Consider the following 13,094-nt stretch of genomic DNA (forward strand, 5'->3'; position numbering starts at 1 on the left):
CGGCAGGCGTCAGCTCCGCAGTCGGCCCCACAGGTTGAGGGTCTTGCCGAGGCGTTCGCCGCGGATCCAGTCGAGGATGCTCTTCGCCGAGTGCTCCGGCGAGACGTCGCCTCGCACAGAGCGCGGCACGTGTTTGCGAATCTCGGCCGCGTCCGCGAGCGCCTCCTCGATCTCGGCCTCACCCCAACCGCGCTCGGCCAGCCGTTTGCGCCGTACGGCGTCCGGGCAGTCCAGGTGCAGCCACCGCCCCTCGGGCAGTTCCGTCGGCAGCAGCGGCGAGAGCAGCAGCACCGGGATCCCCGACCGCCGGATCAGTTCGGTGATCCGCAGCCACAGCGCGTTGTACGCCGGCCAGATCGGCGCCGCGGTCGGACTCGCGATGTCGATCCCGAGCAACCGTCCGTGATCGTCCAGCAACTCGTCCATGTCCATCACGACCAGGTTCCCCGGACTCAGCCGTACCAGTTCCGGTACGACGGTCGACTTCCCGGAACCGGGCGCACCCGTCACCACGAAGAGCCTCGTCACAGACCAAGTGTCGGTCACTCGATCACGAGACTCACCGGCGGATGCGCGTCTGCCGAGGCGACCGGCACACCGCGGACTCCGGGAGTGATCGATCCGAGCACGCTCGCATGCCGCGCACCCGTGCAACTCGGCACCGTCCCGCCGAGCCCGTTCACGGTCAGGAACCCGAGTACGGCGAACGCGTACGCCTCCTTGGCCGCCGACGGCAACCCCAGTTCGTCGGTACTGCGCACCGGCACCGACCCGAGTTCCGACGCCAGCAGGTGCATCAGCACCGGGTTGCGAATCCCCCCGCCGGACGCGATCACCTCGGTCCCGCCGTACCGCCGGGCCGCGTCCGCAACGGTCCGGGCGGTCAGCGCCGTCACCGTCGCGACCAGGTCGTCGGGCGGGATCTCCGGCAGACCCTGCAGCGCGCGGGCGACGTAGGCGAGGTTGAACAACTCCTTGCCGGTGCTCTTCGGCGCCGACCGGCCGTAGTACGGCTCGGCCAGCAGCCGCTCCAGCAACTCGCTGTGGATCTGTCCGCGACCGGCCATCGCCCCGTCCGCGTCGAACGGCTGTCCCGTCAACTCGTTCACCACGGCGTCGATCAGCGCGTTCGCGGGCCCGGTGTCGAACGCGACCGGTTCGCCGTGCACCACGGTGATGTTCGCGATCCCGCCGAGGTTCAGCGCCACCGGTACGCCGGATCGCCCACGCAACCACAGCACGTCGAGGATGCTCACCAGCGGCGCACCCTGCCCGCCGGCCGCGACGTCGCGCGCCCGCAGGTCCGACACCACGGTCGTGCCGGTCGCCTCCGCGATCCAGGCCGGCTGCCCCAGCTGCAGGGTGCCCCGGACCGCGCCGCCGTCGACCCAGTGGAACACCGTCTGGCCGTGCGACACGATCAGATCGGCCGACCCGCCGGACAACTGCTCGACCGCCTGCCGGGCGACGTCCGCGAACGCCTGGCCGATCCCGGTGTCCAGCCGGCACACCTGCTCCATCGACGTACTTGCCGGTGGCAACGACGCCGCGAGCGCGTCCCGCAGCCCGGACGGGTACGGCTGGCTGAGCAGGCCGAGCGGCGTCAGCACCAACCGGTCCCCGTCGAGCCGCAGGTCCGCCGCGGCGGCGTCGATCGCGTCGTACGACGTACCGGACATCAGGCCGATGACTCGCATGTCAGTCCCGCAACTCCTGTCGATGGTCGTCACCGCGCAACGTCAGCAGGGCCACCACACTGACCGCACATGTCACCGCCACGTAGTAGGCGGGGATGTCGACGTTCTTGGTCCGCTTGATCAACTCGGTGATGATCAACCCGGCCGACCCGGAGAAGACCGCGTTCGACAGCGAGTACGCCAGCCCCAGCCCGGTGTAGCGGGCCCGGGTCGGGAACATCTCCGCCAGCATCGCCGGACCTGGCCCGGCCATGAGCCCGACGACCATACCGGCCACGAACACCGCGATTCCCTTCGCCGCGGTCGCCGACTCCTTGTCCTGCAGCAGGTTCATCAACGGGAACGCCAGGACGACGACCAGCGCGGCGCCGGCCACCATCACCGGCCGCCGCCCGATCCGGTCGCTCAGCCAGCCGGCCGGCAGGATCGACGCGGCGAACCCGGCGTTCGCCAGCACGGTCGCGACCAGGGCCTGCTGGAACGTCGCGTTCAGCGTGGCCTGCAGGTACGACGGCATCACCACGAGGAAGGTGTAGCCGGCGGCCGACCAGCCCATCAGCCGTCCGATACCCAGCGCGATCGCCTTCGCCACCTCACCGGCGCCGGCCGGTCGCGGCTCCTCCTTCTGAACCCGCTCGAAGTTCGGCGTCTCGTCGAGCCGGAGCCGCAGCCACAGCGCGACCAGACCGAGCGGCAGGGCCAGCAGGAACGGCACCCGCCAGCCCCAGTCGTTCAGCGCCTCCCTGCTCAGCACGGTCGCCAGGATCGCCGCCAGCCCCGCACCCGCGAGCAGTCCGAGGGCGACCGTGAACGACTGCCAGGCGCCGTACAGGCCGCGCTTCGTCTTCGGCGCGAACTCGGTCATGATCGACACCGCGCCGCCGAACTCGCCGCCGGCCGACAGGCCCTGCAGCGCCCGCACCAGGGTCAGCAACCACGGCGCCGCCGCACCGATGGTCGCGTACGTCGGCAGCAGGCCGATCAGCGTGGTCGACGCGGTCATCAGCAGCAGGACCAGGATCAGCGTCGGGCGCCGGCCGATCCGGTCGCCGACCCGGCCGAACACCGCGGCGCCGATCGGCCGGAAGAAGAACGCCAGCGCGAACGAGGCGTACGTCTTGATCAGGCTCTCGGCGTCGCTGGTCGACGTACTGCTGAAGAAGTTCGCCGCGATCACGGTCGCGAAGAAGCCGTAGGCGCCGAACTCGTACCACTCGACGAAGTTGCCGACCGTCCCGGCCACCAGCGACCGCCGCGTCCGCACCGCACCGACCTGATCGACTGTACTCATCGGGTCCTCTCGTCCTCGGCCCCCGTGAGTTCTTCCCACCCCTGCCCACCATCTTCGTCTATTTCTTCCCGACCGCGCGACCCGGCCTCCCGGCAACCCGCGGTCACGGGCAGCGAAACCTTGACATCGCAGGGTGCCCACCCGATGATCGGTGGCGCTATACCGGTTTATCTCCTGTCGCCTCTCGGTGGCCGATCAGGCGACTTAACCGATATAGCGAAGTCCGCCCTACGACGAGGAGTCGATCGATGAGTTCACAGCTCATGCGCAGAAGGACCCTGCTGGCAGGCCTGGCCGCGACCACCGTCGCGGCCGGCACCGGCGTCGCACTACCCGCCGAGGCCAAGCGCCGGCCGCGCGCCAAGACCGGACCGCTCTCGGTGGTCTACATCGAGGTCAACAACGAGAGCATGACGAACGCCGCCAAGTACACCCTGGCCAAGGGCGGCGCGCAGGTGTTCGACATCGCGCTGATCTTCGCGGCGAACATCAACTACGACGGCACAAACGCCTACCTGCACTTCAACGAGAACGTCCAGCGCGTACTCGACAACGTGGCGACCGAGGTCCGGCCGCTGCAGGCCAAGGGCATCAAGGTCCTGCTGTCGATCCTCGGCAACCACCAGGGCGCCGGGTTCGCGAACTTCCCGACCCAGCAGGCCGCCGAGGCGTTCGCCCAGGAACTGGCCGACGCGGTGACGCAGTACGGGCTGGACGGCATCGACTTCGACGACGAGTACGCCGGATACGGCAACAACGGCACCGGCCAGCCGAACGACTTCTCGTTCGTCTACCTCGTCTCCGCCCTGCGCGAGAAGCTGCCCGACAAGCTCATCACGCTGTACGACATCGGCCCGGCGTCGGACCGGCTGAGCTACGACGGCGTGAGCATCGCCAACACCTTCGACTACGCGTGGAACCCGTGGTACGGCACCTGGATGGTCCCGAGCGGACCGAGCGACAAGGCCCGGCTCTCGCCAGCCGCCGTGTCGTTCACCGCCACGAGTTCGTCGACCGCCGCGAGCCTGGCCCAGCGCACTGTCGACGAAGGCTACGGCGCCTTCCTCACCTACAACCTCACCTCGGCGAACACGGCCGCCTACATCTCCGCCTTCACCGACAAGCTCTACGGCAGCCCGGCCGTCTACAACCCCTAGAGCCGGTACTCCCACCCCGGTTTCCAGTCGAACGGGGACGTGATCAGTTCCTCGAGTGGAGCATGACTGCCCAGGAGGTGCTCGAACGACCACCGGTTCGCCGAGTGGGCGACCACGAGCACCACCTGGCCGTCGTACCAGCGCTTGACGTCCTGGAGGAACGAGCGGGTCAGCTCCATCACGTCCCGGTAGCTCTGCCCACCCGGAAACGGCTTGTTGACCCGCTCAAGCCGCGGATCGAGCGCACTCACCGGCGCGCCGTTCAGTGAGCCGTAGTTGCACTCGCGCAGCCGCCAGTCCTGCAGGTGCGGCACGGTCAGGCCGGACAGCTCGACCGTCTGAACGGCCCGGCGCAGGTCCGAGCTGAACACGACGTCCACGTCCTGCCGCCGCGGACCGATCTCGCTCGCCAGCCGGCAGCCCTCCGCCGACAGCTCGCCGGGGAGCCATCCGGTCGCGATGCCCCGCTCGTTGTCGACCGTGATCGAGTGCGTCTCGTAGATCAGCCTGAGCGTCATCCGGACAGTTTCCTCGATCACCTCACAGGAAAAGCACCTTTGCCTTCGTTACCCGTGGGTATATACTTAAGTTACTCGTGAGTACAGTGTTGCGAAAAGGTAGGGGAACCCTGTGAGCCACTACAAGTCGAATCTGCGGGACATCGAGTTCAACCTGCTCGAGGTCCTGGGCCGGGACGAGGTGCTCGGGCAGGGCCCGTACGCCGAGATGGACGTCGACACCGCCCGTGAGGTCCTGGCCGAGATCGACCGGCTGGCCAAGCACGAACTGGCCGAGTCGTTCGCCGAATCCGACCGCAACCCGCCGGTCTTCGACGCCGAGGCGCACGAGGTGAGGATGCCCGAGGCGTTCAAGAAGAGCTACCAGGCCTACATGGACGCCGAGTGGTTCAAGCTCGAGCTGCCGGCGGAGCTGGGCGGTCAGCCGACCCCGCCGTCGCTGCGCTGGGCCGCCGCCGAGCTGGTGCTGGGCGCGAACCCGCCGGTGCACATGTACGCCGCCGGCCCGAACTTCGCGCACGTGCTCTGGCGCAACGGCACCGAGCGGGACAAGAAGATCGCGCACCACATCATCGAGCGCGGCTGGGGCGCCACGATGGTGCTGACCGAGCCGGACGCCGGTTCCGACGTGGGCGCAGGCCGGACCAAGGCCACGCTGCAGGAGGACGGCAGCTGGCACATCGAGGGCGTCAAGCGGTTCATCACCTCCGGTGAGCACGACCTGACCGAGAACATCATCCACCTGGTGCTGGCCCGTCCGCAGGGCATCGAGGGTGTCGGCGGTCCCGGTACCAAGGGCCTCAGCCTGTTCGTCGTCCCGAAGTACCACTTCGACCTGGAGACCGGCGAGCTGACCGGTGAGCGCAACGGCGCCTTCGTCACGAACGTCGAGAAGAAGATGGGCATCAAGGTGTCCACCACCTGCGAGATCACCTTCGGCGACGGGACGCCGGCCAAGGGCTGGCTGCTCGGCGAGGTGCACGACGGCATCGCGCAGATGTTCCAGGTGATCGAGTACGCGCGGATGATGGTCGGGACCAAGGCGATCGCGACCCTGTCCACTGGGTACCTGAACGCGCTCGAGTACGCCAAGGAGCGGGTGCAGGGCGCGGACATGACCCAGCCGGCCAAGGACGCGCCGCGGGTCACCATCACCCACCACCCGGACGTCCGCCGTTCGCTGATGACGCAGAAGGCGTACGCCGAGGCGCTGCGGGCGCTGGTGCTGTTCACCGCGACGTACCAGGACCGCGCGGAGCAGGCCCGCTACGCCGGTGAGGACGACGAACTGGCCGAGCGGGTGAACGACCTGCTGCTGCCGCTGGTGAAGGGCTACGGCTCGGAGAAGTCGTGGACGCTGCTCGGCACCGAGTCGCTGCAGACGTTCGGCGGCTCCGGCTTCCTGCAGGACTACCCGATCGAGCAGTACGTCCGGGACGCCAAGATCGACACCCTGTACGAGGGCACCACCGCGATCCAGGGCCAGGACCTGTTCTTCCGCAAGATCATCAAGGACCAGGGCAAGGCGCTGGGCCACCTGGCCGAGCAGATCCAGGCCTTCGTCGCCTCCCAGGCCGGGAACGGCCGGCTGAAGGAGGAGCGGGCGCTGCTGGCGAAGGGCCTGGAGGACACGCAGAAGATCCTCGGGGTGATGGGCCAGGCGCTGATGGCGAGCAACCCGCAGGCGGAGAACGGCGACCCGCGCAACATCTACAAGGTCGGACTGAACACCTCGCGGCTGCTGTACGTGCTGGGTGACGTGGTCTGCTCCTGGCTGATGCTGCGGCAGGCCGAGGTCGCGCTGAACCGGCTCGGCGGCGAGCTCTCCCCGGCCGACCAGGACTTCTACGCCGGCAAGGTCGCCGCGGCCCAGTGGTTCGTCCGGTCCACGATGCCGTCCGTCCGGGCTGAGCGGGTCAAGGCCGAGCTGACCGACCTCGACGTGATGGACCTGCCGGAGTCCGCCTTCTGATTCACAGCCCTCCGGCTCGATCACTTGCGCGGGTCGAGCCGGAGGCTGGGGCACCTGAGGGCAGTCTGATCTGCCCCGGGTTGCCCGGCGATCTGCCCTGGTGAGCGGCCGTCGCCTGTAGCAACGTGTCTCCCCGTGGCCCCTCCGCGACCCTGGCTCGGCTTCCCCTGTCCGAGCCAGGGCCGTGCCGTCTCCGCGTGGGGAACCTCTCTCCCACAGACTGCGTCCGTGCAGCTGTGTCCCCACCAGGTCGTCGTACGCTGGGCGCGATGTTCGCCCGTCTGCGCCGCCTCGCCCCCGTGCTCGCCGTCCTGGCGTTCCTCCCGGTCCTTCCGGCGCGGGCCGCGACGCCCGAGCTGCCGGACCGGATCGCGGCCGGGTGGCGAAGCGACCGGCTCTACGTCGACGAGCGGCTGCAGGTCCCGGCCGCTGAGCTGGACCGGATCCGCGCCGAAGCGGGGACCGTCGACTTCGGCGTGTACGTCGCACTCGTCCCGCGGACGCCGTACCTGCGAGAGAACCGGAGCGAGCTGACCACGCTGTTGCAGGCCCGGGTCGGGGAGCCGGGACTGTATGTCGTGGCGGTGGTGACCGACGACTACTGGTCGGGCACGGAGGAGCTCTTCCGCCCGGCGGGGCTGAAGGGGCGGGACCTCAGCAGCGTGCGGCGCGGTGACGACAAGTACTACGACATCGTCGACGACCGGCCGGCGCCGCGGATCGTGCGGACCATCCAGTACGCCGCGACCGCGTACGACGGCCGCTCACTGCCCGCGATCCCCGCCACGGATCTGGAGCCGGAGCGCGGCGAGCGCGGTCCGTCGGTCACGGATCTCGAGGATCGATCCGCGTTCACCGGCTTGGGGATCGGTGGCCTGGCCGGCTTCGGGCTGACGCTGTGGCTCGCCCTGCGCCGCCGTACCCGGCCGGCCAAGCGGGTGGCCGCGGGCGGGCAGCCGATCGCGGCGCCCGACATGCGGGCCCGGGCGGACGACTGGATCAAGCGGGCCGAGCTCGCCCTCGACCGGTTGGACCGGCGGCGCGGGAAGTCGGTGAAGGTGCTCGACCAGCGCGACGAGGCCTACCGCCGTCTGGAGGCGGCCCGTACGCTGCGGGACCGGCAACCGGACGATCTGCTGGGGCTGACCGGTGCCTTTGTGCTGGCGCGCCAGGCCCACCGCGCCGCGAGCGGGCAGCAGGTCTCGCCGCCGTGCTTCTTCGACCCGACGCACCAGTCCGGGACGACGCCGGTCACCTGGTCCGACGACATCGAGGTTCCGGCCTGCCGGCAGTGCGCGCGGGTGCTCGGCAAGGGCGCGACGCCGTACGGGCTGCAGGTGTGGAAGCGGTCCGGCCTCGTCGGTCGCGAGCACGTGCCGTACTGGACCCTGAAGCCGGAGGACAGCCTGATGGTGGAGACCGGGTTCGGGGCGCTGTCGGACGATTTGGCCGACCGGGTGTCCCAGCTGCAGGACGGTGTTCGATGAGACGGTTCCTGCTGTTGCTGGTGGCAACCGTCTGGCTGGCGTCGGGTCCGGCCTGGGCCGCGGTTCCGGCGGACCCACGGGTGACGGCCGCGGTCGCCGCTTGGCGGACTCAGCCCTTGTACGTCGACCCCGACTACGAGTCCCGGGTCAACACGGCGGAATTGCTCCGCACGATCGAGGCCGCGCCGGTCCCGGTGTACGTCGCTGTGGTGCCGACCGGGCAGTGGTTCCCCGAGGAGGACGACACCGCTCTGCTGGGCGGCTGGATGGCCGCGGCAAACGACAAGCCCGGGCTGTACGTCGTGATGGACGGCGACCGGACGTACGGCGTAGAGCACGAGATCGCGGCCCGTGGACCGGAGTACACCTGGGCGGACAGCAAGGAGACGATGAGCAGCCAACTCGCCGAGTACCTGGGCGAGCTCGAGGTGGGCGACCGGTACGCGAAGAAGCCGGCCCGGACCGAGCCGCTTCCGCCGCGGCCGGAGCGGACCTATCCCGAGGAGCGGTTCACCGTAGGCAAGGCGATCGGCAACGGCGTGGGCGGCGGCGTCCTCGGGCTGATGGGCGGCGCGCTGCTCGCCGGGGTCGTGCTCGCAGTGGCGGCGCTGGTCGGCCGAGGACGTGGAGGAACGCAGTGAAGATCCGGTTCGCCCTGACCGTTCTGTTGACGCTGCTCGTGTCGCTGACCGCCATACCCGCGCGGGCGCAGACGCCGGCCGAGCGCGCCCGGGAGATCGCGTCCGCGCTGGCCAAGGATCCGTTGTACGTCGACCCGGCGTACAAGTCGGCCTTACCGGCGAACCTGCGCGCCGACCTCCAGGCCAAGGCGAAGGCGCTGGGGTACCCGGTCTACTCGATCGTGCTGCCGCTGTCGCCGAGCGATCCTTTCCGGGGCGAGGAGAGCAACGTGCTCACCCTGGTGATCGATGCTCTCGGCAAGCCCGGGCTGTACGTCGTGGTCGACGGCGGCGGGCAGTTCCCCTGGTACGAGGCCCACAACCTGCCGCAGCTGGACGAGGACAAGCTGCGAGCGGCGCGGAAGCGGGCGCTGGACGACACCGGCTACGACGCGGGACCGACCGAAGTGCTGGCCCGCATGTACGAGCTGCTGGCCGGCCCGGGTCTGCCTGCCACCACTCCGACCACACGACCGGCCGCCCGGCCCGAGAGGTCGGATGACGAGGAGTCCCCGGCCGGGACGATCGCACTGTTCGTCGGGTTGGGGATCGCTGCGTTGGTCGGGCTCGGGCTGGTCATCGGCCTGCGGCGGCCTGGAGCTGAGCGTCCGCGGCGGGAGAAGCCGTTCAGCATCCCTCCGCATGTGGCAGCGACGGTTGCCGCCGAGCGGCGTCGTCGGCTGACGCGGGAGACGAATGCCGAACTCACCAAGCTGGGTTCGGAGCTCGCCGCGTTGCCGACTGCCACAGGTGAGGCCCTGCGGCATCAACAGATTGCGCTCGACGCGCATCACGCGGCCGGGAAGGTGCTCGACTCGTCGGAGGATCTGGTCGACGTGGTCGGGGCGATGGTGTTGCTGGACAAGGCACGGCGCGAGTACGACGCCGCCGTCGCAGTGGCAGCCGGCCGGAAGCAGGACGCCGTACCGCCGCTGTGTGCGTTCAACCCCTTGCACGGAAGGTCTTCCGGGCGGCCGACGCAGGTGGAGGCGGACGGGTCGACGCTGTCCCTGCCGCTGTGCGCCGAATGTCGACAGGCTCTGAAGCGGGGGAAGGCGCCGGCTTCACTGCCCGGTGAGGACGGTCCCTACTGGCACGGCGATGATCTCTGGTCCCGGACGTTCTTCGGCAGCCTGCACGACGACCTCCCCGCCGCCGTGTCCCGGGGTGACCACCGCGCCTGACCTCAGGCGTCCCTGAGGCATCGTTCAGGGACGCCTCGGGGGTTCTGCCGGATCCTCGGCCGGTGCCGCCCGGCCTACTGTCGAGCGACAAGGCAGGGCGGGGCGCGAGAAGAGGCGGATGATGGCTGAGAGCAAGCAGCTCGGGGCGGTGCTTCTGGTGGCCGGGGCGGCACTGGCGTTCTGGCAGTTCGGGGACCGGGACTCCACCGACGGCCACGCGATCAGCGAGCGGATCAGCACGGTCCAGCTGGCCGCCAAGAGCGCCGACATCACCATCAAGGTCTCCGACGACGACAAGACCACGGTCGAGGAGAAGCGCAGGTTCTGGCTGTGGAAGCACGGCGACGCGTACTCGGTCGACGACGGTGTGCTGAAGCTCGACGGAGACTGCGGCTGGCAGTGCAGCGCCGACTTCGTCGTCACCGTTCCGCGCGGGACCAAGGTCACCGGTGAGAACGGCAGCGGCGACATCTCGATCACGGGCGTCGGCGGTGTGGACGCGAAGTCGCGGTCCGGCACGTTCGAGATCAGTGACGTCACCGGCGACGTGAAGGTCGACCTGACCTCGGGCGACGTGGTCGTCAAGGACCTGACCGGCAAGCTCGACGTGACCGCCACCTCGGGAGACATCGAGGCCTCCGGGCTCAAGGGCGGACCGGTCCACGTGGAGACCACCTCCGGCGACCTCGAACTCGAGCTGGCCGAGGCGAACGACGTACGCGCCAAGGGCACCAGCAGTGACATCGAGGTGACCGCACCGAGTGGTGGCTGGAACGTCAGCACCGAGACGCGCAGCGGTGACGTCGAGAACGCCCTCGGCGACGACCCGGCCGGCGGCCACACCATCGACGCCACCACGACCAGCGGTGACATCGAGTTGCACGCCCGCTGATCACCGCCGCCGCAGCGTTTACACCCGGGTACCAAGTGGTCGTCCGGTGGTGTACCAGACACGCACTGTCGATGGATTACACCACGCAACCGGGGTAGCTTCGAAGACAGAGGACCGGAGCGAAGCGAGGACGCGCATGAGTATCGGTGTGGGAATCTTTCTGATGGTCGTCGGCGCCATCCTGGCGTTCGCGGTCCGCGACTCGTGGGACGCTGTCAACCTGACCGCCGTCGGCTACATCCTGATCCTCGCCGGACTGGCCGGGATCGTGCTCTCCTTCTACATCACCAACCGGCGCCGGCGGGTCGAGACCGACGCGATCGACCCGGCGATCGAGGAGGAGTACCGGGTGGTCGAGGAGCACCACCGCGGCGACATCAAGGAGTAGAAGCTCCGGACAGCACCAACTCCAGCCGGGCGGAACCGCCCGGCGTCACGCGAACCGGCACGCCCCAGTCCTGCCGGTGCATGTGGCAGGCCGGGAACTCGACTTCGTCCGAGTCGTCACACGACGCAGCCTGCACGGCGACGTGCAGTACGCCGTCCCCGACGCGCTCGTCGACGACGAGTCGGCGGGTGAGATCCGTCGAGTCGCCGGCACCTTCGCGCAGCAGTGACTCGGGAGTCGACGACACCAGCAGCCGGGTCGACGGGCCGTACCGGTCGTCGAGTTTCTGGCCCGGCGGCGGCGTGAACACGACGTCGAGCGTGACCTCGCCGGCCGCGACGTCCATCGGCGGCCGCTGCGTCCTGGTGCTGAACTCGTCCGCGGTCGCCGACGCGCCGAGCGGGATCCGGGTCAACCGGTGGGCCGCTGACTCGACCACCAGAAGGTCGTTGCCGACGACAACAGCTCCGCTGGGCTCGGCCAGGCCGGTCGCCATCGTGTCGACCACCTCGGCGCGCGGGTCGTAGCGCCGTACCGCGCCGTTGTAGGTGTCGGCGATCGCGATCGAACCGTCGGGCAGGACGGTCACGCCGAGCGGGTGCTGCAACAGCGCCTCGCTCGCCTTGCCGTCACGCAGGCCGAAGTCGAACAGGCCGGTGCCGACCGCGGTGTGCACCTCGGTGTCGATCCAGCGCAGCGCGGAGATCTCGGAGTCGGCCAGCCACAGGCGGTCACCGTCGACGGCCAGGCCGCTGGTCTGCGCGAACCACGCCTCCTCGAGCGGACCGTCCTTCAGGCCTTCGTTCGTGGTCCCGGCGGCGACCTCCGTGACCTTCGTGAACGGATCGAACGTCCACAGTTGGTGGACGCCGGCCATCGCGATCCAGATCTTGTCCCGCCACCAGGCGACGTCCCAGGGTGAACTCAGCACGTCGGTGCCGTCGCCGTCCATCCACTGCTTCCCGGTGCCGACCAACGTCGTGACGTGTCCTGTCTCCAGGCTGACGCCGCGCAGCGCGTGGTTCACCGTGTCGGCGACGACGACGTCGTACCCGAGCTGGCCGGCGACCTCCGGCGGCAGCAGGGTGAGACCGTTCGGCTCGGAGAAGCTCGCCCGGTCGGCGGCCCCGTCGGCGAATCCACGCCGGCCGGTGCCGATCCGTCGTACCACTGTGGTCGCGTCCGCGGCGAGCTCGACGATGCTGTGGTCACCGGCGTCGGCGACCAGGAAGCCGTTGTCGAGAGCAACCACCTTGGCCGGGAAGCGGAGGTCGGTCGGCTCCGGCGCGGGAGCGACGTACGGCGACTTGCCGCGGGTCAGCGTGCCGGCCTGCTCGTGCTCGGCGATCAACTCGGCCAGCAGGGCGTCCAGGGCGTGCGCGTGACCTTCACCCGAGTACTGCGCGACGATGTAGCCGTTCGGATCCACCAGGACCAGCGTCGGCCAGGCGCGGGCGGTGTAGTTCTGCCAGGTGATGAGCTCCGGGTCGTCCAGCACCGGATGGCTCACCTCGTACCGCTCCACCGCGGCCTTGACGGCCGCCTCCTCGCCCTCGTGCGCGAACTTCGGCGAATGGACGCCGACGATCACCAGCGCGTCGCCGTACTTCTCCTCCAGCGGGCGCAACTCGTCCAGCACGTGCAGGCAGTTGATACAGCAGAACGTCCAGAAGTCCAGCAGCAGGAACCGCCCCCGGAAGTCCGAGAGCGACAACTCCCGGCCACCCGTGTTCAACCACCCACGACCCTTGAGCTCCGGCGCGCGCACATGCATGGCCCCATTGTCCGCCGCGGCTCAACCGGCACTCCGGCCGGTCCGGCATGCGAC

At 69.5% G+C, this 13,094-nt stretch carries 12 protein-coding genes; 7 read left to right on the plus strand and 5 right to left on the minus strand.

Going from position 1 to position 13,094, the window contains the following annotated elements:
• Positions 1–9 precede the first annotated feature (9 nt).
• The 3 genes from ACYVOK_RS05255 to ACYVOK_RS05265 are packed head-to-tail and all read right to left on the minus strand — an operon-like array spanning position 10 to position 2,988.
• Positions 10–528: an AAA family ATPase gene (locus tag ACYVOK_RS05255; RefSeq protein ID WP_460661083.1), complete on the minus strand. Its 519-nt coding sequence runs from the start codon at positions 526–528 to the stop codon at positions 10–12.
• Between the two features lie 14 nt (positions 529–542).
• Positions 543–1,697: an anhydro-N-acetylmuramic acid kinase gene (locus tag ACYVOK_RS05260; protein WP_460661084.1), complete on the minus strand. Its 1,155-nt coding sequence runs from the start codon at positions 1,695–1,697 to the stop codon at positions 543–545.
• 1 nt (position 1,698) lies between these two features.
• Positions 1,699–2,988: an MFS transporter gene (locus tag ACYVOK_RS05265; protein WP_460661085.1), complete on the minus strand. Its 1,290-nt coding sequence runs from the start codon at positions 2,986–2,988 to the stop codon at positions 1,699–1,701.
• 248 nt (positions 2,989–3,236) lie between these two features.
• On the opposite strand from ACYVOK_RS05265, the gene ACYVOK_RS05270 reads away from it, so the two are divergent.
• Positions 3,237–4,145: an endo-beta-N-acetylglucosaminidase H gene (locus tag ACYVOK_RS05270; RefSeq protein WP_460661086.1), complete on the plus strand. Its 909-nt coding sequence runs from the start codon at positions 3,237–3,239 to the stop codon at positions 4,143–4,145.
• Here ACYVOK_RS05270 and ACYVOK_RS05275 read toward each other — a convergent pair.
• Complete coding sequence (locus tag ACYVOK_RS05275; RefSeq protein ID WP_460661087.1) at positions 4,142–4,663, minus strand: histidine phosphatase family protein; 522 nt, start codon at positions 4,661–4,663, stop codon at positions 4,142–4,144. The genes ACYVOK_RS05270 and ACYVOK_RS05275 overlap by 4 nt on opposite strands.
• A 112-nt stretch (positions 4,664–4,775) precedes the next feature.
• On the opposite strand from ACYVOK_RS05275, the gene ACYVOK_RS05280 reads away from it, so the two are divergent.
• The 6 genes from ACYVOK_RS05280 to ACYVOK_RS05305 all read left to right on the plus strand — a co-directional run bounded on the left by ACYVOK_RS05280 (position 4,776) and on the right by ACYVOK_RS05305 (position 11,266).
• On the plus strand, positions 4,776–6,635 hold the full coding sequence (locus ACYVOK_RS05280; protein ID WP_460661088.1) for an acyl-CoA dehydrogenase: 1,860 nt from the start codon (positions 4,776–4,778) through the stop codon (positions 6,633–6,635).
• A gap of 269 nt (positions 6,636–6,904) precedes the next feature.
• Complete coding sequence (locus ACYVOK_RS05285; RefSeq protein WP_460661089.1) at positions 6,905–8,122, plus strand: hypothetical protein; 1,218 nt, start codon at positions 6,905–6,907, stop codon at positions 8,120–8,122.
• A complete protein-coding gene (locus tag ACYVOK_RS05290; RefSeq protein ID WP_460661090.1) occupies positions 8,119–8,763 on the plus strand; it encodes a hypothetical protein in 645 nt (214 codons plus the stop codon). The genes ACYVOK_RS05285 and ACYVOK_RS05290 overlap by 4 nt, the downstream gene beginning before the upstream one ends.
• On the plus strand, positions 8,760–9,986 hold the full coding sequence (locus ACYVOK_RS05295) for a hypothetical protein (RefSeq protein WP_460661091.1): 1,227 nt from the start codon (positions 8,760–8,762) through the stop codon (positions 9,984–9,986). The genes ACYVOK_RS05290 and ACYVOK_RS05295 overlap by 4 nt, the downstream gene beginning before the upstream one ends.
• 121 nt (positions 9,987–10,107) lie before the next feature.
• Positions 10,108–10,878: a DUF4097 family beta strand repeat-containing protein gene (locus ACYVOK_RS05300; protein ID WP_460661092.1), complete on the plus strand. Its 771-nt coding sequence runs from the start codon at positions 10,108–10,110 to the stop codon at positions 10,876–10,878.
• A 136-nt stretch (positions 10,879–11,014) separates the two neighbouring features.
• Positions 11,015–11,266 carry a DUF6458 family protein gene (locus tag ACYVOK_RS05305; protein ID WP_460661093.1) on the plus strand — a complete coding sequence of 84 codons (252 nt, stop codon included), beginning with the start codon at positions 11,015–11,017 and terminating at the stop codon, positions 11,264–11,266.
• Here the strand turns inward: ACYVOK_RS05305 and ACYVOK_RS05310 are convergent.
• Positions 11,256–13,040: an NHL domain-containing thioredoxin family protein gene (locus tag ACYVOK_RS05310; protein WP_460661094.1), complete on the minus strand. Its 1,785-nt coding sequence runs from the start codon at positions 13,038–13,040 to the stop codon at positions 11,256–11,258. The genes ACYVOK_RS05305 and ACYVOK_RS05310 overlap by 11 nt on opposite strands.
• Positions 13,041–13,094: the final 54 nt, after the last annotated feature.

The organism is Kribbella swartbergensis (genome assembly GCF_054784135.1).